Below are 22,474 nucleotides of genomic sequence, written 5' to 3' on the forward strand. Positions count from 1 at the left end.
GGGCGAGCAGGGCCGCCAAGGGCTGCACCCAAAACCAGCAAGCCAGCTCCCCCACTAGCCCCTATGACCTAGTCCCCCCGACCCAGAAGAGTCAGCGTCACATCAGATAGGTGTTTGACCTCCGGGTACAGACGCTCAGGCAAAGCACTGTTTCCTATGGCCTTAGACTCTGCAGTGAATACAGCCTCTAATGCAACCGGCAATCTCTCTGCAATCTCCCTCACCGTTGCTACCACCCAATCTGCGTCTATGCTGGCCGCTCCTGCAAACCTCTCCCAATGCCTACGAGTAATCTTGCCAAAGCGCCGTTCGCCCCCAATAGCCATAGCAGCCTTTCTCAGCTCGTCAGAAACCCCAGGAAGCCCATCGTTTTCGCTATAGCCAAACTCCGAGCCTCCCGGCTCGTAGGGTAAGGCTGAGGCAACATCATAAAAAGGAGCCAAAACCAAGCGACCGTTAGGAAGGTGTATCAGCGAATAATTTTTCGCGTGGGCATCAGGAGCACCCAACAGATAGTTGCCGATAAGCCCTTGAACGAATTTTTCAATTTCTGAGTCAGCCGCCCCGTTCAGCCTTAAAACTTCAATTATTTTTAGGGCGCTGGGCCCTTTATTGGATTCGTATTTATTCTGCGGGAGGGTAGAGGTTGCCTGGCAGAAATCCTCCTGGTGCAGACGCATAACCTGCCCATCACCTAGGCGTAAACGGTCATAACGACTAACAATAATTGCCGGTACTCCATCGAAAGTACGGTACTCCGTGGAAGCAACCGCTAGCCCCACTTCGCCCAAGGCCTTAAGGCAGAGGTGCTCATTAAGAGCCTGATCTTTTAAGGTATGAATACCCGGCTTAAAGATATGGGTTGTTGGTTCTGCACCTCTAGCTTCGAACCAGCCACCGTTCTCCTGTCGTAGCGCAAATTTACTCTGTGCACCAGCCAAGGACCACCGCTCCCGAGGAAGAATCCATGACTGCCCCGAATCTGCCAGGCTCCTCAAACGGTTAGCTATTGTTTCTTCATCGCAGGAGATCAACTCACCAGTAAGGTTCAGAGAGGGGTCTTCACTGTCGGGGTCGAAAAACTGAACCGCTCCGGCGCAGTCAGCACCAATGTGTTCAAGCAAGGCAAAAGGATTTCGGGGGGAAACACCAAACTCCCGCCCCAAGGCCTCACGCACCCCGTAGCCTTCTGGCACAAGGCCCTCGATAAAAGCTCTCGTCACTTTTGCTGAGTAAGGGGCTTCACGCACTGGCATAGCAACTGAGAGCTGCAGAGTATCACTCACACCAGAAAAGTATTGGAAGGAAAGACTGCCTGCGCCTGACTGTCTAAGAGTGCCGATTTTTTGACCATAGGAGTAGGCTACAAGTTGTTTCATGACTTTCTACCACCTTCTAGGGTGGCACGCACTTCTTGCTGCAACCTAGTCTCACCGAAAAGGTGGCTCAGCTGGTCGTCCGTAGGGAAAATAATATCGGGCATATCGTCTGTCGTTTCTTTAGGGCTCTGCGCCCGCTCTTCCGCAGACCAGGACAGGGTGATATCGACTCCCAGAACCTTCAACAGGTCCAGAACTTTACCCAACTCTGCCCTAGGGCGTTTGCCCTGCTCGATACCGCTTATCCATTCGCGTGAAACCTTAGCTCTTTGGGCAAGCTCTTGCTGGGTTAGACCAGATTTTGTGCGGGCGTCATGGATAAAAGCTCCCAGATTTTTCTGATGGGTGATTTTCCGCTCCATTTTTACCTTCCGCACCACAAGAGTTATGTGTCAACACGTCCACACCATTGCATGTGAACGTACCATCACAATATCAAATGTGAACGTACTGCCACAAGACTGAAAGAAATAAACCCTCCCTGCCCTTCTAGACCTCCACGACATAAACACAGGGGCCCACACCCCGCAGGGTGTAGGCCCCTATCAGCCAGGGAATCTACTTTAACCAGCTACAAAGTAGAGGCGCTTATTGACGAATTCGTCCATGCCGTAGGGACCGAGTTCGCGGCCGTAGCCGGAGTTCTTGACGCCACCGAAGGGGATTTCGGCGCCTTCACCGGCGGGGGTGTTGACGTTGACCATGCCGGCGTCAATCTGCTGGGCCAGGCGGCGGGCGCGGGCCTCGTCCTGGGAGAAGACGGCACCACCCAGGCCGTACTGGGTGTTGTTGGCCAGCTCAATGGCTTCTTCGTCGCTCTCTACCCGGTAGACGGTGGCGACGGGGCCGAAGAGCTCTTGGTAGTAGACCTCGGAGCCGACGGGTACGTCGGTGAGGACGGCCGGGGAGAGGTAGGCGCTCTTCTCATCCAGCAGCTGCCCACCGGCGCGGAGGGTGGCACCGGCGGCAACAGCAGCGTCCAGCTGCTTCTTGAGGCCTTCGGCTGCCGAGCGGGAGGAGAGGGCCATGTAGGTGGTTTCGTCTGCTTCGGCGGGTTTACCCGGCTTCATAGCTTCGGCCAACTTGACCAGCTCAGCCACAAACTCGTCGTAAATATCGGCCATGACGATCATGCGCTTGTTGGAGTTGCAGGCCTGGCCGGTGTTGTACATGCGGAAGCCCCAGGCGGTGGCGGCGGCTTCGGCGACGTTGTCGGTGTCGAGCACGATGTAGGGGTCGGAGCCGCCCAGTTCGAGTACGGCCTTCTTGAGGTTGCGCCCGGCGATACCGGCCACGATAGCGCCAGCTCGTTCGGAGCCGGTCAGGGAGACACCCTGGATGTGGCGGTGACCGATCATGGCCTCAATCTGGTCGTGGCTAGCGAAAACTGCCTCGTAGACACCCTCGGGGACCCCGGCGTCCTTCATAATCTCAGCAATGACGAGTGCTGACTTGGGGCAGATTTCGGCATGCTTGAGCACAATGGTGTTGCCCAGCATGAGGTTGGGGGCTGCGAAGCGGGCCACCTGGTAGTAGGGGAAGTTCCAGGGCATGATGCCCAGCAGGGCACCCAGGGGCTTGCGCTGGATGTAGGCCTCGGAGTTCTCAGCGGAGGAGGGAATCGGTTCGTCCTTCAGGTGGTCGGCGGCGATCCCGGCGTAGTAGGCGAAGATGGCGGAGGAGAACTCGGCCTCTTCAATGCCCTCTGAGATGGGCTTACCCATTTCCTGGGAGATGATTTCGGCCAGCTCCTGCTTGCGCTCTTCAAAGAGTTCAGCGATCCGGTTCACAATAGCGGCGCGTTCTTCGACGCTGGTGGTGCGCCAGGAGAGGTAGGCGCTGTGGGCCCGTTCTACGGCGGCGGTGGCCTGCTCGTCGGTGAGGGTGTCGAAGGTTTCGAGGACGGTTCCGGTGGTGGGGTCTTCGAGGCGGTAGGTGGCGCTCACGGGGTGCTCCTTTACTGTCGTGGCCCGGTGGGGCTGGCTGTGTAGAGAGGACGGGCCCGGCCCGGCTCCTTGCCCGGGGGCAGGGGGGGGGGCGGGCGCGTCCTCGATGTGGTGGGGCAGGTGATTACTGCTGGGCGTAGGGGTCGCGCATGCCGATGTACTGGATGGAGGAGTATTCGGCGATACCTTCGGCGGCTCCCTCGCGGCCCATGCCGGACTGCTTGACGCCACCGAAGGGGGCAGCGGCGTTGGAGACAACACCGGCGTTGAAGCCCATGATGCCGAACTCTAGGTGGTCGCTGGCGCGGTAGAGGCGGTCGATGGATTCGGTGTAGACGTAGGAGGCCAGGCCGTATTCGGTGTCGTTGGCTAGCTCGTAGGCCTCGTATTCGTCCTTGAAGGTGAAGATGGGGGCGATGGGGCCGAAGATTTCTTCGCGGGCGACGCGGGCGTCGCGGGGCACATCGACCAGGACGGTGGGCTTGTAGAAGTAGCCTGCGCCCTCCCCCTTTTCGCCGCCGGTGAGCACGCGGGCGCCCTTGGCGACGGCGTCCTCAACGAGGGCAACCATGGAGTCCTGGGCTTTCTGCTCGATGAGGGGGCCGCAGGTGACGCCTTCGTCCAGGCCGTTGCCGACCTTGAGGGCGGCCATGGCGTCGGCGAACTTCTGGGAGAATTCTTCGGCCAGGGATTCGTGGACAATGAAGCGGTTGGCGGCGGTGCAGGCTTCGCCGATGTTACGCATCTTGGCGGCCATGGCTCCGGCAACGGCCTGGTCGATGTCGGCGTCCTCGAAGACCAGGAAGGGGGCGTTGCCGCCCAGTTCCATGGAGGTGCGCAGGACGTTGTCGGCGGCCTTCTTGAGCAGATCCTTGCCGACGGGGGTGGAGCCGGTGAAGGAGACCTTGCGCAGGCGGGGGTCGCTCATGATGGGCTCGGAGATGGCTGCTGCTGACTTGGAGGAGACGACGTTGAGGACGCCTGCGGGCAGGCCGGCGTCGAGCATGGTCTGGGCGAAGTACTGGCTGGTCAGCGGGGTGAGGCGGGCGGGCTTGAGCACCATGGTGCAGCCTGCTGCGACGGCGGGGGCGACCTTGCGGGTGCCCATGGCCAGGGGGAAGTTCCAGGGGGTGATCAGTAGGCAGGGGCCGACGGGCTTGTGGCGGGTGATCATGCGCAGGGTGCCCTCGGGCATGTTGAGGGAGCGTCCGTAGTGGCGGGGGGTTTCTTCGGCGAACCAGCGCAGGAACTCAGCCCCGTACTTGACCTCGCCGAGGGCTTCGGCGTAGGGCTTGCCCATCTCTAGGGTCATGAGGGTGGCGAATTCTTCGGCGCGGTCGGTGACGAGTTCGAAGGCGCGGCGCAGGATTTCGGCACGTTCACGCGGGGGTGTGGCGGCCCAGCCGTGCTCGCCAGCCTCTTTTTCGGCGCGGCAGGCGGAGTCGAGGGCGGCCAGGGCGTCCTCTTCGGTGGCAGAAGCTAGGGTTGCGATGACTTCACCGGTGGCGGGGTTTTCTACGTCGAAGGTGCCGCCGTCGGAGGCGTCGCGCCACTGGCCGTCAATGAGCAGGCCGGTGGGTACTTTGGCGAGGAGTTCTTTGACATCTACGGTCATGGTGGGGGTGTACCTTTCAGTTGTGAAGCGTCATTGCCGGTGGCGGGAGGGGTACTCGGACCCCCTGCTATCCTACGCCTGCAGACGCCGGGCCAGGTAGCCCATCTCACACTGTTTATCCAAGGGGGTGGGCGTTTTATCTAGTGATTTACTCGGGCAGGTCGAGCATGTGCTCAACGTCCATGGGGACACGGCCTGCGAAGAAGTCGGGGCGCTTGAATCGCTGGTAGAGCATGACGGCGACGCCGAGGGCCAGCAGGACGAGGGAGAGGATGAAGACCAGGCCGATTCCGCCGATTTCTGAGCCGGAGCCGTAGGCCGGGTCCATGGAGTCGAAGAAGGTCTGGGCGAAGAAGACCACCAGGATCAGGCCGCCAATGAGGGGCAGGAGGAACTGGTTGATGAGGTTACGGGCGCCGCTGGTGAGGGAGGTCTTGCGGAAGTACCAGACGCAGGCGAAGGCGGTAACACCGTAGTAGAGGCAGACCATGAGGCTCAGCGCTGCAATGGTGTCCCAGAGAACCGAGGTGGAGATGAAGCGCATGGCCACATAGAAGACGGTGGCGATCAGGCAGGAGGCGATGGTGGCGTAGGAGGGGGCCTGGTACTTGGGTGAGAGGCGGGCGAACTTGGGGCCGAGGGCCTTGTAGTAGCCCATGGCCAGGAGGGTGCGGGCCGGGGAGACGGCTGTGGACTGCAGGGATGCGAGCGCGGCGACCATGACGGCGATGGACATGAGAATGCCCAGGGAGCCGAGGACGGGGCCGGAGAGGGCTGCGAAGATGTTTTCCTGGTTGTCGGGGTTGCCCAGGCCTAGGCCGTCCTCGCTGGTGCCTGCGAAGGAGAGGGTGCCGACGGAGAGGAAGAGGTAGAGGACGACGATGGTCAGGATCGTGCCGACGGCGGCGGTGCCGCTGGTGGTGTGCTTACCCTCGGTTTCTTCGTTCATGGTGAGCACGGCGTCCCAGCCCCAGTAGAGGAAGAAGACCAGGGACATGGAGGCTGCCAGGGTGGAGAAGGAGTCGATGCCGAAGGGGTTGAACCATTCGAGGCTGAAGGTCAGGTTGGCAAAGCCGGTGCCGGTGGCGGCCTTGTAGAGGGCGACGGCGGAGAAGAGGGCTAGGACGATGAGCTGGAAGATGATGAGGACGGTCTGGAGTTTTTGGGTGGCGTCTAGGCCGCGGTAGGTGATGTAGCAGCCGAAGGCCATGAAGGCGATGAAGGTGCCGATGTTGATGAGGTTGTTGGAGGCCAGGTCGGCGATGTCGGGGTTGTTCAGCGCCTGGGAGAGGAAGAGGTAGAAGAAGTCGACGGCGATTCCGGCCAGGTTGGAGAGCACCAGGATGGTGGCAACCAGCAGGGCCCAGCCGCCCATCCAGCCGACGTAGGGGCCGAAGGCTTTGGTGGTCCAGGTGAAGGTGGTGCCGGCGTCGGGCATGGCGGCGTTGAGTTCGCGGTAGCCGATGGCGACGAGGAGCATGGGGATGAAGCCGATGAGGAACATGGCGGGCATGTAGATGCCAGCTTCGGCGGCGACGGGGCCGAGGGCGCCCGAGAGGGAGTAGGCGGGGGCGACGACGGAGATGCCGATGATGATGGAGGAGAAGAGGGTGACGTTGCCGGAGGAGAGGCCTTTTTTGTTGGCTGCGCTGACGTTGACGGCACCGTGGGGGTTGGAGGATGTTTGACTCACCTGTGAGCTCCTTCTATTCATCACCTTCATGGAGTGGTGGGGACCAAAGAGTTAAACGAATGTCGTTCGTTTAGTTAGATACACTACAACCTTAAGGGAAGTTTGTGAAGTGCGTAACGAAATTTTTACACCGGGTACAGATAAGCAGGTAGCACAAACCCAGCCCCACAACAGGGCTGCCCGGCACCCAAGAACAGAGGGGCCGGTGACAACCGGCCCCTCACAGAAAACTGCAGACGCTAGATAAGCTTAGTTTTTCCCTACCACCGGGATCGAGCCGGTCCAGGGCTCCTGGGCCGAACCGCGTCGTCCTGGTGAATAATCACGGGGAACAACCACCAGGGGAACCGGCAGGCGGGTCAGGATCTTGGCGGTATTGGAGCTCAAAAACAGCTCCCCGCGCTGGGCCAGCTTAGACGACCCGGCCATGAGCACAGACCCGGCAGACCAGGCCACTGACTCCACGGCGTCCGGGACCGTCGCCCCCACACCCACAGCAACACTAACCCGGGAGGAATCCGCCGGGGCCACCGAGGACTGCTCCAGCAGCTCACGCACAGCTGCCTCAGCCTCAGCATGGGCCCCGGCCCCATCCTCACCCTCAACCAGGGAGACCAGACGCACCGGCAGACCAGTGCGGTTGGCGGTTGCCACGGCCTCCTCGACCAGGGAAATCGAATCAATCTCAGCAGACACGGCGCAGTCAATCTGCCCGATGCTGGTCTGCTCTGAGTAATCATGGGGGGCCAGAATCACCGGGATCCGGGAGCGGTGCAGCAGGGCATTATCTACCGAACCCAGGGAGTGGAAGAGCCACCCGCCGGTCTTGGCGCCACCGACCACAATTGCCCCGGCCCCAATGGCCTCAGCGAACTCCATGAGCCCGGCTGCGGTTGATTCTGCCTGACGCAGGTGGAACCGGGCCTTGAGGCTGGTGGGCACCCACTGCTGGGCCTCCTCCAGCCAGCCGATCGCCTGCTCCTGCAGCATGGCCCCGAAGTTGGAGCGGGGGGCGGCCAGGCGCGGGTTCTGGTGCTTGAGCACATAGACCACATCCAGTTCAGCCCCCAGGGAGGAGGCCAGGGCAACAGCCAGGTTGATGGCGTCGCGTCCACGGGAGGAGGGGGAGTAACCGACAACGTAGCGCATAGGTCTTCTTTCTTGTGTGAGGCCCGGCAGGTGCCGTGGTGATTCCTGCACCTGCCGGGCCAGGCCGGGGTAGAGGGTTCTTAGCCCTTGAGCTTTTCGCTAATCATAGCGGCAGTTTTTTCGCCCATGCGCACCGCGCCATCGACGTGCTGGTAGCCCTCGGCAGCCAGATCGGAGCAGGACCAGTGGATGGGGCCGACGGGCTCTGACTGGTAGGCGCCGTAGCGGGAGAGGCCACCCAAGTCGAAGCTGGAGGCGTAGGCGCCGCGGGTCCATTCTTCAGCACCCCAGTCGGATTCGTAGTAGCGGATGGGGTTCAGGGTTTCTTCACCCAGCATTTCGGCCATGGATTCAAGAATGGTGCGCTTGCGCTCCTCAGCCGAGAGGGTGAACATGCGGTCGGCCTTTTCGTCGGAGACGAAGCCAACCAGGGTACCGCGCTCTTCTTCCTGGCCGGTGGCCGGGTCGTAGTTGGTGTTGTCGTAGATTTCCTGCACCAGGTTGTCACAGGCAAAGGAGGTGCCTGAGAGGCCCTTTTCGCGCCAGAAGGGGCGGTCGTAGACGGCGTGAACCTTGATGACCAGACCCAGGGACTGGTGCATGTGCATCTGGTGCTGGCGGCGGCCCAGGGCAGGAACGTAGGAGACACGGTTGTAGAGGTTCGGCGGGACGGCCATGATGGCGTACTTGGCGCGAACCTTAACAGCCCCGTCGGGGTTGGCGACGCCGTCCTCGGTGAAGTCTTCAGCCTCGGCCAGGACGGGGTAGTCGCCCTCTTCCTGCCAGCGCAGCACGCGCACGGGGTGGCCCAGGATGATGTTTTCGTGGCCGACCTTTTCGGCCAGGGTGAGGGAGACTTTCTGCATGCCGCCGAGGACGCGCTGGTCGAGGATGAAGTTTTCGTCGACCAGGTTGGAGAAGGAGCCTGCGGAGGCTGCCATGAGGATGGCCTGCAGGGCTGAGAAGGCGTGGGAGGGCTTGGTCAGCATGGCGCCGGCAATGAAGAGGGAGATGTTATTGAGGGCCTCTTGGTTGTCGGTCTTGGTTTTGAGCCATTCGCGGAAGCTGATGGAGTCGAGTTCCTTGGCGAGGGGGTGGGCCCAGGGGGCTTCGGGGCCGACTTCGGCGACGATTTCGTCCATCATGTCGATGAGGCGCAGCATTTCTGCCTTGGTGGCTTCGTCGACGGGGAAGATGTCGCCGGAGTAGCGTTTGACCTGGCCGTCGAGGGTTTTGTAGATGGAGTCGCCTTCGCGGTAGCGGGAGAAGGTGGTGAGGCCGAGTTCTTTGAGGAGGGCTTTGAGGGCGGTTTGGTCGGGTGAGACCCATTGGCCACCGATTTCGATGAAGGCGCCGTCGAGGTCGCCGTTCCAGGTGCGGCCGCCGACGCGGTGGCGGGCTTCGAGGACGGCGACGGAGTGGCCTGCCTGTTGTAGGCGGTAGGCGGCGGTGAGGCCAGAGGGGCCTGCGCCGATGATGACGACGTCGCGGGTGATTTCTTGGGGTGCCATGTGTACCTTCCCTGGGGTTGGGTTTCTGCGATGAAACCTAGGAAAACGAATACCGTTCGTTTTAGTGTAGCTCAAACCCTAACACCTGTGAAGTACCTTACGCACTTTAAGGACGGGGGTGGGCAGCTCCCTGCCCCCGTCCAGCCAGGCTGAGCCTCCCCTACCAGCCGAGCCACCACTCCCCCAGGAGGCACGGTGCTACCGTTAAACCCATGACAGCACCCGCTACCCCCCGTCAGGCTGGGCGACCCACCGCGTCCCTTCTGACCCCCGACAAAATCACCAGCGCCGCCCTGACCCTCATGGAAAAACAGGGGGACTTCACCATGTCCAAGCTGGCCAAGGCCCTGGGGGTAGCGCCCAGTTCCCTCTACAACCACGTCGCCTCCCGCGACGAAGTGCTCGCCGGAATCTCAGACCAGGTCGCCCAGGGAATCAGCACCCAGGCCCTCCAGGACGCCGCCGCCCAGCTCACCGCCGGAACCGTCAGCCCCCTAACGGCCCGGGCTCTCTGGATTGAGGCCACCGAAGCCTGGGCCCGCTCCTACCGCCAGGCCTTCTCCCTGGCCCCGGCCATCGTCATGACTCTGGCAGTAACCCCCGTCCGGCAGGCCCCCGCCACCCTCGCCATGTACGAGCAAGTCACCAGCGCCTTCACCGCCTTCGGCATGACCCCCCGCCAGGCCCTGCTCACCGTCGAAGCAATCGAAGCCTTCCTCCTCGGGGCAGCTACCGACCTGCACGCCCCCACCGACATCTTCAACCCCGGCGACCAAGCCGCCCACCACCCCACCATGCAGGCAGCCTACCCCTCCCTAGGCCCCACCCCCCAAGAAGAAGCCTTCACCATCGGCCTCACCGCCCTCCTCACCGGCCTCGCCGCCACCCTCCCCCTCACCTAACCCAGTCGCAGGGAGCCTGTGAGCAAGAAATCTACCGCCACCAGCACCGTGACCGCACACGCCCCCAGTAAACCGTGCGAAAATAGAGACCATGAGTTTTGATTCGCACTCCGAGCTCCCCTCGCACCTTTTAGCACTAGCCCATCTCACCCAGTGGCACTCTGAAACACACCAGCAGCCCCTGGATCTCCGCTTCACGGTCCACGGAACCACCGTAGAAACCGTCACCACAGCGATTACCGGCAACCTGGGTACCGCCGCCCCCGCCGACTTCACCCACTCCGCCACCGTCGCCGTCTTTGAGCTGGCCACCGCAGGCCACTTCGACGGCTCCTACCAGGTGCGGATTAACACCTCCCCCGGCGGGCAGGCTATCGTCAAGCAAATGCCTATTGCCGCCCCGGCGAGCGAGACTGAAGAAGCCCCCGCAGCCCCGTCCGAGCCGGAAACCGCCGTCTCCAACAACGGCCTGCAGCTCCGCAGCGCCCTGATTGCCCGCGGGCACACCTCCGGCTACTCCCCCGACGAAATCGCCGCCGAAGAAAAACAACGCGGCTTCACCTTCACCCCCGAACTCAAGTTCTACCGCGCCCTGGTACGCAACGGCGTCGTTGCCGAAGTGGACGGCAAGAACGTCATTGCCTCCACCCCCCAGGCCGACTTCGGGGCCTCCACCCTGGGCTCAGCCCCCTGGAAGGCCCCCGAAAAGACCGACGGCACCGTCCAGGCCATTCTCAACCACCCGCTCTGGATTGAGATTGCCAACTCCCCCACCCACCTCTACGCCATTGACCTCGCCCCCGGCGCCCGGGGCACGGCCGGGCAGGTCATTGCCCGCCGTATCGGTGAGGCCTCCGTACCCGTGCAGGTGGCGCTCACCCTTGCCGCTTTCGTCACCGGTGAGTTTGTTGGTCAGGACGCCCCCGCCCAGGCCCCCCTAGCGGCCCAGCAGGCCCCTGCTGCCCAGGATTCTGGGCGACTTGCCCTGGCCCAGACCATCGCCTGGGTGGGCACCGTTGAGCCTCTTGCCCTGCCCGGTTTCCTCGGCTGGACCTTAGCCCCCAACGAGAACCGCTACCGCGCCGTCCTGGCCCTAATCAGACCCGAGTCTGCTGAGTTTGCCCCTGAGCCCCAGGCCCCCGAGCAGGCCCCGGCCGCCCCGGCTGAGCCTGCCCACCCGCTCACAGGAGCCCAGCAAGAGGTCCGCCCGGCCCCGGCCGCCCCCGTGGTCATTAAGTCCACCACCACCTCAGAGAACGCTTCGTCCCTCTTCACCAGCTCCGGTGAGGAGGCTCCTGAAGAGGCTCTTGCCGACGACGCCCAGGCAGCTAGCCTGCTAGTTAGCGACGACCCTACCGTGGCCGTCGCCGGTCAGCCTGAGCAGGCAGACGAGGCCGAAGCACCCAAGCAGGATATTCGCGACATCGACCCCGGTGTTGCCAAGGTTCCGGCCTCCCCCGAGCAGAAAAACATTGCCTCCACCATTGAGGCCCTAGCCTTCGGTGAGGGCGAGGCCTCAGCTGCGAGCGCCCCGGCAGAGTCCCCCCAGGGCACCCCGGCTGAGACTCCCGAGGCAGCCCCGGCAGAAGAGCCCAAGCCCGAGAGCACCCAGCAGGAGAAGCCCCAGCAGGCTGAACAGAAGAAGCAGGAGGAGGGCGGAATCCGCTCTGCCCTGCGGAAGTTCTTCATCGGCTAGCCCCCAGGCTCTTGTCGGGCACCTGGCTCCCAGGTGCTTAGTGTGACAGACTCCTAGCCCAGCCCCGTCCCTACCTGGGGGCGGGGCTGGCCTGTACCTGGCGGCGTCCGCCCCGGGGGGGTGCTGGCCAGGGCGGTGACCGACTGGGCAGCGGGCAGCTAGGGCGGTGACTGGCCAGGGTTGGCGGGCCGTCAGGACGCGGTGGGCGAAACTTCTTTCCGTCAGGCAGGAGGCGGGCGTAGGCTAGAGGGGATACTAGATTTTGTGCCCTGACGAGGAGTTCCCCGTGGCCCGCATTCCAAAGGACGCCCTTGGCGCCACCCCCCTTGAAGTCTTTATTCCCGGCCCCGGCCAGAACCCGGACGACCCCGGTGATACCGCCCGCGAGGCCTTTTTAGCAGAGGCGCAGGAGCTTCTAGATCAGGGCCTCGATATTGCGGTCTACTCCCCCGATTCCTACCCGTCGGCTTTTACTGACTGCGAGCCGGTGGCTGACCAAATCGCCATGGCGGGGGTTGAGGTGCTGCCGATCCTGCTGGTGGAGGGCCTAGTCAAGGTTTCTTACATGTACCCCACCGGTGAGCAGCTGCGCCGTTTTTCGCATTTTGGGGAGGTCAAACAGCCCAAGGTGAACGCGGCGGCTGCCGCCTGCGGCACCGGGGGCACTGAGGCCCCGGCGACTGTTCCTGCGGTGGAGCCGGCTGGTTTCGCGGCGGTGCTGGCCGGGGTGACGCCGCGTCCTGCCGGGGGCCCAGATATGGGTGGCCGGGTTAATCTGCTGGACGGCCACGGGGCAGCCGGGGCGGAACAAACTGGTGGCTGTTGCGGGGGCTCCTGCGGGTGCGGCCACTAGAATGGACCTGATTGTCTTTTTCAAGGAGTTGTTATGTTCGGTGCCCGTGTAGAGCACAAGGATGAGTTTTTCATTGCCGGGTTCCGTGGAACCGTGAAGCAGGGCGAGGGCCCTGCCAGGTTGTGGGAGCAGCTGAGCAAGCACGCCGCTGAGCGGGGTGTGACCATGGAGGGCGTCCATTCGATGGGCGTCATGATTGGCATGAATACCAGCGGCGAGATGGATTACATGGCCGGTATTTTGGTGGAGAACCTTGAGACCGCCCAGGCTCTGGGTTTGAATGCCTTGAAGGTGGACGGCGGCGAGTTCGCTGTTGCCCCGGTGAAGGGTGCCCCGCCGGTGAGTACCATGGGCGGTGTTGAACTGCTGTTGGGTAGTTTCCTGCCGCAGGCTGGTTTCAAGCCGAACGGCCCTGTTTTTGAGGCTTACGGCCCTGGCGATCCGTCCTCTAAGGATTATGAAATGCAGGTGTGGATCCCGGTTAAGGCGGCTTAGAGGCCCGCCGATAGAGATAGGCGGCGGTTCTTCAGAATTTTGACTAGTTGCTTACGGCGAGCAGAGTCAAAAGGAAGGTCCGCCGCTTCTTCAATAATCCCCTCTGTTTCATGAAGCATTTTGCGTAGTAAGAGAGCTGTTGCAGCAGGACGCACCCCAAGTTCCTGTCCAAAATCGAGGAAAGTCTTTGCGGAGAGCCCTCGCTCTTTTCCAAGTAGCTTAAGTGCCATCGACTGATCACCGTAGGGTGCCGTTGAGGGAATGTCATATACCGGCGCTAGTCGATATTTTCCAGAAGACTCGATAACGGAAATATTTTTTGCATGAAGATCACCATTTCCAGTAAGCCATGCAAAAGCAAACTGTCTCACTAATTCTTGGGCCACCAAAATAGGTTGGCTTGTTTTCTCCACCACCGCTTGTGCTAAACGCAAGGCTGTGACTTCATATTTATCAGCAGGATAGAGATTAAGTAGCTGACAAGCGTCTTCTACCGCGTAGCGAACCAGATAACCGTTTCTATCTATCCCGCGATCAAATCGTTGTATTAGAAGTCCTGAACGACCAGTAATATCACGCACTAAGTGGGATCTGACAACATCGTTACGAAAAGATACCCGACGTGCATACTCTAGGAAAAAGTGCTCATTTTCTACGAGTAACGGATATTCAGGAGGCGTAAGTTTCAGCAGATAAAAATTGTGGTTGTGACGAAGGGGGATAGTCAGCATCTTGCCCGATACTTTATCTTGAACCCCCGGAAGAGCGGCGTAGTCCAGCAATCCCTGGGCAGAGAAAAAATCAGCAAATGAGATTGACGCTAGCTGAGTCGGGTCAAACTCTGTGATAGGTCCAGCATACTCGTGATCGGGTACAGCTCCGGGCGGTAGAATCCTCACGTCCCCCACGGTATCAGCACCCACCGCTAGCAGAAGAGAAAGCTCATCGTCCTTCGACACCTTCAACACATTTCTCAAACTCGTCAGGCGTCGGCCCTCAGGTAAAAGCCCCGTGAAAAATGGAGGTAATGCGCCAGCTTGATACACAAAGGGCTCGTCAGTAAGCGGCAATGTGGTTGCTACAGGTGCATGATGAGAGTCAAGGTAATCAGCGGAATAACGGAACTCCGTAGTATGAGGTGTTCTGAAAAAGTGCCCAGCAAGAGTGTCTTGTTTATACACATCAGCTTTGAGTTCGTTCATGCTTCAATCACCTGAATTTTCAGACCCAGCACATCGGCTACAGCTACAGCTTTCTCTAAAGAGATACTCAACCGCCCTTTCTCCAAATCACGTAGAGTCCGTTCAGAAATACCACTGAGTGCTGCCAACTCTTCCTGCGACATTTTGAGTCTTTTTCGATAGGCACGCACAATTTTTCCTAGCTCCACAACACCTCCAATCCGGCAAAATCTTGCCGATATGCTCAATGTATCTATAATTCTATGCTGCTGACATGCAAAACGGCAGAATATTGCCTGTTTAAGAGACGGTTAAAGGGGAACATTGCTGAGACAAAGAGGCCCACCCCGCCTCTCTTGCTTCCTGCTACTCAGCTACTGGAAATCAAGAGGGAAGGGGTGGGCTGCCTTGTATCAACCAAGGTCTAGCTGACGGCTCCGCGCAGGGTGCGGAGGGCTACCTGCAGGACGGCCAGGCGGGGGCGGCCGTCGGCGCCGGGGGCAGCATTCTGGATTTCTTCCAGCATGGTGTCAACCCGCTCCATGCGGACGGGGTGGGCGGCAACCCAGCGCTCTACAGCGGCGTCGCCGTCCTCAGTACCAGCGGCTACCCCTTCACCGAACTCCTGGACAACCTTGAGGGCCAACAGGGCTGCAATCTCGTAGAGGCCGTCACGCAGGGAGGAGCGGGCCAGGGTCTCCCAGCGGTCGTTGCGGGGGAGCTTGGAGATAGTGGTGAGCAGGGTATCCACCTGGAAGCGGTCGTAGACCGAGTAGTAGACTCGGGCGACCTGCTCGGTGGAGAGTCCGTTAGCTTCTGCCGTGCGGACCACGTCCATGAGGGCGAAAGCCTCAAATTCGCGGATCCAGTTGACGATGAGCTCCTCGGGTAGGCCCCAGGCTTCTGCCTGGTCACGCATGGTGCGGACGCGGGCGCGGGTGTCGTCTGAGAAGTAGTCCTTGAGGGAAGGAATCAGTTCGGCAACCGGCTTGAAGCGCTCGATCATGTCGGCGATGGGGGTGCCCACGACGACGGACCGTTCAGCGGCGAACCAGCGGGCCAGGCGGTCGAGCATGCGCTGCCAGTCCTTGATGACGGCCTGCCAGCCGTCCAGCGGGGTGGAGGCGGGGAGCTCCTGGTGCAGGCGGGCAGAGTTACCGATGCCGAAGGTTTCACGGGAAACGTAGAAGGCGCGAGCTAGGGCATCGACCCCTACGCCGGTTTCTTCAATGGCGCGGAAGACGTGGGTGATACCGCCCAGGTTGACCATCTCGTTGGCGACCCGGGTGCAGATGATCTGCTTGCGGAGCGGGTGGGATTCGAGGTGGTCGCCGAAGCGTTCAACCAGGGCCGGCGGGAAGTAATCGGTGAGGACGCGGCCCAGGTAGGGGTCGTCGGCCAGGTCGGTCTTCTCAAGCTCAGCGGTCAGGTGGATCTTGACGTAGGCGGCCAGCACAGCCAGTTCGGGGCCGTTAAGGGTTTCTCCGGTGGCCTCGTAGCGGGCGCGGATTTCCTCGTCGGTGGGGAGGAACTCGACGGCCCGGTTCAGGCCGGCGTTCTTTTCTAGGTCGTGGATGAGGCGGATGTAGGCCTCAACACCGGGGATGACGCCGTGGCGTTCTGCCTGGAGCAGGACGTTCTGTTCGCGGTTGGTCTTGAGCACCTGGGCGCCGACCTCCTCACGCTGGGCTTCAATGAAGCCTGCGCGTTCTTCGGCGGTGAGCTCACCGGCGGTGACGAGGCGGTCTACCAGGATCTTGATGTTGACCTCGCGGTCGGAGGTTTCAACGCCGGCGGAGTTGTCGATGGCGTCGGTGTTGAGCAGGATCCCTGCGCGGGCTGCCTCGATTCGGCCGAGCTGGGTGAAGCCCAGGTTGCCGCCCTCGCCGACGATGCGGGCCCGCAGGTCGCGGCCGTCTACGCGGATGGCGTCGTTGGCCTTGTCGCCTACCTCAGCGTGGGTTTCGCCTGAGCCCTTGACGTAGGTGCCGATACCGCCGTTGTAGAGCAGGTCAACGGGGGCCTTGAGGATGGCGGAGAGCAGTTCGGGCGGGGCCATTTCGGTGACGTCGTCGCCCAGGCCCAGGACCTCACGCACCTGCTCGGAGATGGGGATGGACTTGGCGCCACGGGAGTAGACGCCACCACCTTCTGAGATGAGCTCGGGGTTGTAGTCCTGCCAGGAGGAGCGGGGCAGGTTGTAGAGGCGGACGCGCTCGTCAAAGGCGATCTCGGCCTGGGGATTGGGGTCGAGGAAGATATCGCGGTGGTCGAAGGCTGCCACCAGGCGGGTGGCGCGGGAGCGCATGAGGCCGTTACCGAAGACGTCGCCGCTCATGTCGCCAATACCGACGGCGGTGAACTCTTGGGTCTGGCAGTCAATGCCCAGCTCAGCGAAGTGGCGCTTGACGGACTCCCAGGCACCGCGGGCGGTAATACCCATTGCCTTGTGGTCGTAGCCGACGGAGCCGCCGGAGGCGAAGGCATCGCCCAGCCAGAAACCGTAGTCTGCGCTGATGGCGTTAGCGGTGTCTGAGAAGGAGGCGGTGCCCTTGTCGGCTGCTACGACCAGGTAGTAGTCGTCGCCGTCGCGGGCCAGGACGCGGGGGTCGTGGATTACGGTTTCACTGCCGTCGGCCCCAATCTGGAGGTTGTCGGTGACGTCCAGGAGGGAGGCGATGAAGAGCTTGTAGGATTCCCGGCCCTCGGTGAGCCAGGCGTCGCGGTCGACGGCGGGGTTGGGCAGCTGCTTGGGGTAGAAGCCGCCCTTAGCACCGGTGGGGATAATGACAGAGTTCTTGACCATCTGTGCCTTGACCAGGCCGAGCACCTCGGTGCGGAAGTCTTCACGGCGGTCAGACCAGCGCAGGCCGCCACGGGCTACCTTGCCGAAGCGCAGGTGAACGCCCTCTACCCGGGGTGAGTAGACGAAGATTTCGAAGGATGGGCGGGGCAGGGGGGCGAAGTCGATCTGGCCGGGGGCTACCTTGAGGGCCAGGGTAGGACGGTCCAGGTAGGCGTTGGTGCGCAGGGTGGCCTGCATGACGGCGGCCAGGGAGCGCATGAAGCGGTCGACATCCAGGGTGGGAATGGCGTCGAGGACGGTTCCCAGCTCGGCCCAGACCTGCTCGCGGTCGGCGTCGCGGGTGTCAGGGGTGCTGTAGTCGGGGTCGAAGGTGACAGAGAAGTAGCGCACCAGCAGGCGGGTGGCGTCGGGGTAGTTCAGCAGGGTGTCTGCCATGAATTCTGCGGTGTAGACCTGCCCCAGCTGCACCAGGTAGTGGGTGTAGGCGCGAAGGACCTGCACCTGTTCCCAGGTGAGCTTTTCAGCCAGGATGAGGCGGTCGAGGGAGTCTGACTCACGCTTGCCTAGCAGGTAGGCGTTCAGGGCATCCTCGTAGAGGTCTGCAACCTGCCCTGCTTCTACTCCGGCGGGGAGTTCAACGCCGAAGTCGTAGAGGGAGTAGGTACGGCCGTCTGCGGGGGTGATCTCGTAGGGCTTCTGGTCGATGACGACCAGGCCCAGGTTCTGCATGATGGGCAGGAGTTCGGTCAGGGTGTGGGCGGTTGCCAGGTAGGTTTTGACGCGGGTGCAGCCCTGGCCGGTGTGCATGCGGATTGCTGCGGGCTTGGTCTCGGTGAGGGATTCAAAGATGGCGATGTCTTCAACCGCGTTTTCGACCTCGTAGTCAGCCCGGTAGGTCATGGGCACTGCTTCTGCCCAGGCGGCGGCGGCCCCGCGTCCGTCCGCAGGGCTCTGCCCGCGCTCAAGCGTGGCGGCCTCGACGGCGGCGGCGGTAGCTTCACCCCAGGAGCGGGTAGCAGCCTGCAGGCGACGCTCAATCTCTCGGGTGTCTAGGGCAGGAATGGTGTTGGGTTCGCTCAGTTGCAGGCGGAAGAAGACGCGGGCCAGGGATGAGGTGGAGAGGTAGACCTCGAAGTCCAGGCTGTCGATGTCGATGAATTCGTGGAAGACAGCTTCCAGGCGCTGGCGGACCAGGGTGTTGTAGCGGTCGCGGGGCAGGAAGACGGTGGCTGATACGAAACGGCCGAAGGTGTCAGGACGCAGGAAGAGGCGGGTAGTGCGGCGCTCTTCCAGGCCCATGATGCCCCGGAAGGTTTCGGTGAGTTCGTCCAGGTCAGCGTGCAGAAGTTCGAGGCGGGGGTAGTCCTCGATAATACCGGCTAGGGTCTTGTCGGAGTGGGAGCCGGGCTGGTAGCCCAGGTGGCGGCGCATGATGGCGATTCGCTCCCGCACCAGCGGGGTTTCAACGGCGGGCAGGGAGTAGGCCTGGCGGGAGAAGAGGCCCAGAATGACGTACTCACCGATGATCTTGCCGGAGCGGTCAAAGTCGCGGACGCCGATGTAGTCCAGGTACTCGTGGCGGTGGACGGTGGAGCGGGAGTTGGCCTTGGTGATGTAGAGCGGCTTGGGGTCGCGGGCGTTTTCTAGGCCCAGGCCGGTGAGGACGATGGGCTCCCCTTCGCCGGTTTCGGCGAGGATGCCGAGGCCAGAGCCCGGACGGTCGGTCAGCATGAGTTCACCGGAGCGTCCGGTCAAATCGCGTTCCTTGATGCCCATGAAAAGGAAGTTGCCGCGGGTCAACCAGCGCAGGAACTCCTGAACAGACTCGACGCGAGTCATGGGGTCAGCTTCTGAGTTGATGGTGCCGGTGTAGTGCTCAGACCCGCCTAGGGTTACGCCAGATAGTTCGGTCAGCTTGTCAGCAATATCCAGGACGCGGTTGGCCATGGATGCGTTGTCGCGGGCAGCCCGGCGGACGTCGCGCAGAATCGCGCTGATTTCCTGCTCCAGGGCCTCAGCGTCGGCCCCTTCAACCCGGCCGGTCAGGCGAACTGCGATCCAAGATTCAATAGTGGATCCGGCAGCCCCCTGCGCGTTATCCCGAATAATCGGCATAGAGACAGTATCACCGCTTGCAACCGGCTGGGAAAGGCCCGGGCCGGTGAGGGATACCAGCTCACCGGCTGCAGAGCGCTCCACCACAAAGGTAGGGTGAATCAGACCGGCAATACCGCCCCACGTCGCAGCAATCTGTGCAGTCACAGAAGACACCAGAAAGCTGGTGTCGTCAGTGACAATGTAGAGGGTGCTTCCAGACTCGTCACTCCGCACAGCAACAATCGGCTGATCAGCGGGGCGGGTAGCAGCCAGGGCCCGGTGGGCCTGGGCGAAATCGGTCAGCTGCTGGTCGGTTAGACCCTCCAACTCCTCAGCAGAGCTGTGGCGGTAGTAATCGTTGATCCAGTCTTCGTTCCCGGACCATGAGACTGAGCGTTCGTGGGTGAGCAAGGGATTACCTTTCGCTGGGTGGATGTCACTCCGTTGTGATACCTGGGTGCGCGTTTATTGCGCTCCCGTTAATAGTAGTCGCGATAGTCATAAGAGTGAATCACGACACCATGATTTCCGCTGACAACAGGGGCGAGCTGGGATAATTTATCCACCCCCACCCCTGCGGGAAGTTTCTACCACTAATTGTAGTACACATATTCTATTTTTTCTAGAACATGTGTACTATAAAACCATGCACCAGACACCACCAGCAACAATTGCCCTCCTCAAGCGAGACAAACAGTCTCACATTACAGAACGAGCTATCGACTGTGCTTCCCATCGCTTTTATGCTTGAATCTCCACTTCCCGCGCTCTAGTGCGTCCCACTCACAAGAAGGGCAGACATGTCAGCCTCCCAGAACTCAGATTTTGCACAGAAAGTGCTTTACACCTACTCCCGCTACCTGATTCAGCTCGGTGCAGGATTCTCAGACGACTTCATGGCAGACGCCCTTGCACACAACGCAGACCTCGCCGCCCAGGTTGCAGACATTTTCACCACCGGCTTTGACCCTGCAGCAGAAGGGGACGCCGACGCCCGCCGCGCAGCCCAGGCCAAACTTGCTGACGCCGTCCGCACCTCAGCCGAAAAGCTGGACGCAGAAACCCGCCGCTTCTTCGAAAACCTGCTTGAAGCCGTCCTGGCCACCGTCCGCACCAACGCCTACCAGGGCAAGGAAACCATCGCCATTAAGGTATCAACCCGCGACATCTCCTTCGCCCCCCTGCCCAAGCCCCTCTTCGAAATCTTCGTTGAAGGCGACGCCCTCGAAGGCGTCCACCTGCGCTTCGGCAAGGTAGCCCGTGGCGGCCTGCGCTGGTCTGACCGCCCCGAAGACTTCCGCACCGAGGTCCTCGGCCTGGTCAAAGCCCAGGTCACCAAGAACGCCGTCATCATCCCCACCGGCTCCAAGGGCGGCTTCGTACCCAAGAACTTGCCCGACCGCGACGCCGAGCAGGACAAGTACAACGAGATGGGCGTTGCAGCCTACAAGCTCTTCATCCAGTCCCTGCTGGACGTCACCGACAACCTCGTCACCGACGACAAGGGCGAACAGCAGATCGTCCGCCCCGAAAACGTCGTAGCCCTCGACGACAACGACCACTACCTGGTCGTAGCAGCCGACAAGGGCACCGCCACCTTCTCAGACACCGCCAACGCCATCTCCATCGCCAACGGCTTCTGGCTGGGCGACGCCTTCGCCTCCGGCGGCTCCGTCGGCTTCGACCACAAGGAAATGGGCATCACCGCCCGCGGCGCCTGGGAATCCGTCAAGCGCCACTTCGCAGCCCTCGGCCACGACTCCCAGGCAGAAGACTTCACCATGGTCGGTATTGGCGGCATGGCGGGCGACGTCTTCGGTAACGGCGCCCTGCTCTCAGAACACATCCGCCTGATCGGCGCTTTCGACTCCCGCCACATCTTCATCGACCCCAACCCCAGCGCCGCAACCTCCTTCGCAGAACGCAAGCGCCTCTTCGAACTGCCCCGCGCCTACTGGACCGACTACAACCGCGACCTCATCTCAGCTGGCGGCGGCGTCTTCTCCCGCAAGGACAAGGAAATCCCCGTCACTGACCAGATGCGTGAAGCCCTCGGCCTTGAAACCTCAGCTGAGACCCTCACCGCTGACGAACTCATCGTCGCCATCCTCAAGGCCCCCGTTGACCTGCTCTACACCGGCGGCACCGGCACCTACGTCCGCTCCACCGAAGAAACCAACGCCCAGGTCGGCGACTCCACCAACGACAAGCTCCGCATCACCGCCCCCGAGCTGCGCGTCCGCGTCATCTCTGAAGGCGGCAACCTGGGCCTCACCCAGCGGGCCCGCATCGAAGCTGCTGCCGGCGGTATCCTGGTCAACACCGACGCCATCGACAACTCTGCCGGTGTCGAAACCTCCGACCGCGAGGTCAACCTCAAGATCCTGATGAGCCGCGCTATCGCAGCCGGTGGCTTCAACGAAGCCGACCGCGCCGCCTTCATCGCTGACCAGGTCGAAGAAGTAGGCCGCCGCGTCCTGCGCTCCAACCTGGAGCAGAACGTCCTGCTGCAAGCAGAACGTACTGAGCTCTTCAACACCAACGACATCGCCAGCGAATTCATGGACTACCTGAGCAAGAGCGTCCACCTTGACCGCGAGGTTGAGCTCCTGCCCTCCGATGCTGACCTGGCCGACCGTACCGAGGCCCACGTCCCCCTGACCAGCCCCGAACTGGCTGTGCTGGCCGCCTACGCCAAGATCGACATCACCGCCCAGCTCGTTGAAAGCGGCTACGCCGACCTTCCCGACCTCGACCTGCACGACGTCCTCGTGGATTACTTCCCCGAGTCCGCCACCGACCGCTTCGAGGCCTACTTCGCCGAGCACCCCCTGCGTAGCGAAATCATTGCAACCCGCGCCGCTAACCGCATGATCAACCACGCCGGCATCACCTTCATCTACGAGATGGAAAAGAAGTACGGCGCCCAGATCAACGACATCGCACGCGCCTTCCGCGCCGCCCGCCTCGAAATCGGCTCCCTGCCCGACCTCGAAGGCAACGGCGACTTCGAAGCCTGGTCCAAGGGCGCCCTCGAACTCCGCGCCGCCATCGAGGCTAAGCTGGCTGCCCAGTAAACAGACAGCTACCAGAACCTCACGGTGACACCATGCCACCGGGCCTGCCCCCAGCAGCCCGGTGGCATGTCTCT

At 61.8% G+C, this 22,474-nt stretch carries 15 protein-coding genes; 5 read left to right on the plus strand and 10 right to left on the minus strand.

All coding sequences use genetic code 11. The annotated features are described in order from the left end of the window. Positions 1–68: 68 nt before the first annotated feature. The 7 genes from L7A15_RS07805 to L7A15_RS07835 all read right to left on the minus strand — a co-directional run bounded on the left by L7A15_RS07805 (position 69) and on the right by L7A15_RS07835 (position 9,293). Positions 69–1,379, minus strand: coding sequence for a type II toxin-antitoxin system HipA family toxin (locus L7A15_RS07805; RefSeq protein WP_237201140.1), 1,311 nt, complete (start codon positions 1,377–1,379; stop codon positions 69–71). Further along, entirely contained in the window at positions 1,376–1,741 is a 366-nt protein-coding gene (locus tag L7A15_RS07810; protein ID WP_237208560.1) for a helix-turn-helix domain-containing protein, read from the minus strand. The genes L7A15_RS07805 and L7A15_RS07810 overlap by 4 nt, the downstream gene beginning before the upstream one ends. 201 nt (positions 1,742–1,942) lie before the next feature. Then, on the minus strand, positions 1,943–3,325 hold the full coding sequence (locus L7A15_RS07815; RefSeq protein ID WP_237208561.1) for an NAD-dependent succinate-semialdehyde dehydrogenase: 1,383 nt from the start codon (positions 3,323–3,325) through the stop codon (positions 1,943–1,945). Between the two features lie 124 nt (positions 3,326–3,449). Beyond that, a complete protein-coding gene (locus L7A15_RS07820; protein WP_237208562.1) occupies positions 3,450–4,940 on the minus strand; it encodes an NAD-dependent succinate-semialdehyde dehydrogenase in 1,491 nt (496 codons plus the stop codon). Positions 4,941–5,088: 148 nt separating this feature from the next. Then, complete coding sequence (locus L7A15_RS07825; protein ID WP_423817291.1) at positions 5,089–6,654, minus strand: APC family permease; 1,566 nt, start codon at positions 6,652–6,654, stop codon at positions 5,089–5,091. Between the two features lie 228 nt (positions 6,655–6,882). Next, complete coding sequence (locus tag L7A15_RS07830; RefSeq protein ID WP_237208564.1) at positions 6,883–7,782, minus strand: universal stress protein; 900 nt, start codon at positions 7,780–7,782, stop codon at positions 6,883–6,885. A gap of 80 nt (positions 7,783–7,862) precedes the next feature. Further along, positions 7,863–9,293, minus strand: a complete 1,431-nt coding sequence (locus L7A15_RS07835) for a flavin monoamine oxidase family protein (protein ID WP_237208565.1) — start codon at positions 9,291–9,293, stop codon at positions 7,863–7,865. 212 nt (positions 9,294–9,505) lie between these two features. On the opposite strand from L7A15_RS07835, the gene L7A15_RS07840 reads away from it, so the two are divergent. From L7A15_RS07840 to L7A15_RS07855, 4 genes are all read left to right on the plus strand, one after another. Next, on the plus strand, positions 9,506–10,195 hold the full coding sequence (locus tag L7A15_RS07840) for a TetR/AcrR family transcriptional regulator (RefSeq protein WP_237208566.1): 690 nt from the start codon (positions 9,506–9,508) through the stop codon (positions 10,193–10,195). A gap of 91 nt (positions 10,196–10,286) precedes the next feature. Beyond that, positions 10,287–11,891 carry a hypothetical protein gene (locus L7A15_RS07845; protein ID WP_237208567.1) on the plus strand — a complete coding sequence of 535 codons (1,605 nt, stop codon included), beginning with the start codon at positions 10,287–10,289 and terminating at the stop codon, positions 11,889–11,891. A 286-nt stretch (positions 11,892–12,177) separates the two neighbouring features. Beyond that, on the plus strand, positions 12,178–12,744 hold the full coding sequence (locus L7A15_RS07850) for an arsenic metallochaperone ArsD family protein (protein WP_237208568.1): 567 nt from the start codon (positions 12,178–12,180) through the stop codon (positions 12,742–12,744). Between the two features lie 33 nt (positions 12,745–12,777). After that, positions 12,778–13,239, plus strand: a complete 462-nt coding sequence (locus L7A15_RS07855; protein ID WP_237208569.1) for a GyrI-like domain-containing protein — start codon at positions 12,778–12,780, stop codon at positions 13,237–13,239. On the opposite strand, the gene L7A15_RS07860 is transcribed toward L7A15_RS07855, so the two are convergent. From L7A15_RS07860 to L7A15_RS07870, 3 genes are all read right to left on the minus strand, one after another. Continuing rightward, on the minus strand, positions 13,236–14,441 hold the full coding sequence (locus tag L7A15_RS07860; RefSeq protein ID WP_237208570.1) for a type II toxin-antitoxin system HipA family toxin: 1,206 nt from the start codon (positions 14,439–14,441) through the stop codon (positions 13,236–13,238). The genes L7A15_RS07855 and L7A15_RS07860 overlap by 4 nt on opposite strands. Further along, the gene (locus L7A15_RS07865) at positions 14,438–14,629 is read right to left on the minus strand and encodes a helix-turn-helix transcriptional regulator (protein WP_237188386.1); all 192 of its coding nucleotides are present in this window, start codon (positions 14,627–14,629) and stop codon (positions 14,438–14,440) included. Before L7A15_RS07865 ends, L7A15_RS07860 begins: the two co-directional genes overlap by 4 nt. A gap of 215 nt (positions 14,630–14,844) precedes the next feature. After that, positions 14,845–19,734, minus strand: a complete 4,890-nt coding sequence (locus tag L7A15_RS07870; RefSeq protein ID WP_237208571.1) for an NAD-glutamate dehydrogenase — start codon at positions 19,732–19,734, stop codon at positions 14,845–14,847. A gap of 389 nt (positions 19,735–20,123) precedes the next feature. Here L7A15_RS07870 and L7A15_RS07875 point away from each other — a divergent pair, with 389 nt between their 5' ends. Beyond that, complete coding sequence (locus L7A15_RS07875; protein WP_237208572.1) at positions 20,124–22,400, plus strand: NAD-glutamate dehydrogenase domain-containing protein; 2,277 nt, start codon at positions 20,124–20,126, stop codon at positions 22,398–22,400. The last annotated feature ends 74 nt before the right edge of the window (positions 22,401–22,474 follow it).

The sequence above is a fragment of the Rothia nasimurium genome (assembly GCF_928391935.1).
Classification (GTDB): domain Bacteria; phylum Actinomycetota; class Actinomycetes; order Actinomycetales; family Micrococcaceae; genus Rothia; species Rothia nasimurium_D.

What these genes read in the sequence shown, in the direction of transcription:
- L7A15_RS07830 (WP_237208564.1), bottom strand. Translation starts at nt 7,782, where the DNA reads ATGCGCTACGTTGTCGGTTACTCCCCCTCCTCCCGTGGACGCGACGCC.
- L7A15_RS07835 (WP_237208565.1), bottom strand. Translation starts at nt 9,293, where the DNA reads ATGGCACCCCAAGAAATCACCCGCGACGTCGTCATCATCGGCGCAGGC.
- L7A15_RS07805 (WP_237201140.1), bottom strand. Translation starts at nt 1,379, where the DNA reads ATGAAACAACTTGTAGCCTACTCCTATGGTCAAAAAATCGGCACTCTT.
- L7A15_RS07840 (WP_237208566.1), top strand. Translation starts at nt 9,506, where the DNA reads ATGACAGCACCCGCTACCCCCCGTCAGGCTGGGCGACCCACCGCGTCC.
- L7A15_RS07845 (WP_237208567.1), top strand. Translation starts at nt 10,287, where the DNA reads ATGAGTTTTGATTCGCACTCCGAGCTCCCCTCGCACCTTTTAGCACTA.
- L7A15_RS07860 (WP_237208570.1), bottom strand. Translation starts at nt 14,441, where the DNA reads ATGAACGAACTCAAAGCTGATGTGTATAAACAAGACACTCTTGCTGGG.
- L7A15_RS07810 (WP_237208560.1), bottom strand. Translation starts at nt 1,741, where the DNA reads ATGGAGCGGAAAATCACCCATCAGAAAAATCTGGGAGCTTTTATCCAT.
- L7A15_RS07875 (WP_237208572.1), top strand. Translation starts at nt 20,124, where the DNA reads ATGTCAGCCTCCCAGAACTCAGATTTTGCACAGAAAGTGCTTTACACC.
- L7A15_RS07820 (WP_237208562.1), bottom strand. Translation starts at nt 4,940, where the DNA reads ATGACCGTAGATGTCAAAGAACTCCTCGCCAAAGTACCCACCGGCCTG.
- L7A15_RS07855 (WP_237208569.1), top strand. Translation starts at nt 12,778, where the DNA reads ATGTTCGGTGCCCGTGTAGAGCACAAGGATGAGTTTTTCATTGCCGGG.
- L7A15_RS07825 (WP_423817291.1), bottom strand. Translation starts at nt 6,654, where the DNA reads ATGAATAGAAGGAGCTCACAGGTGAGTCAAACATCCTCCAACCCCCAC.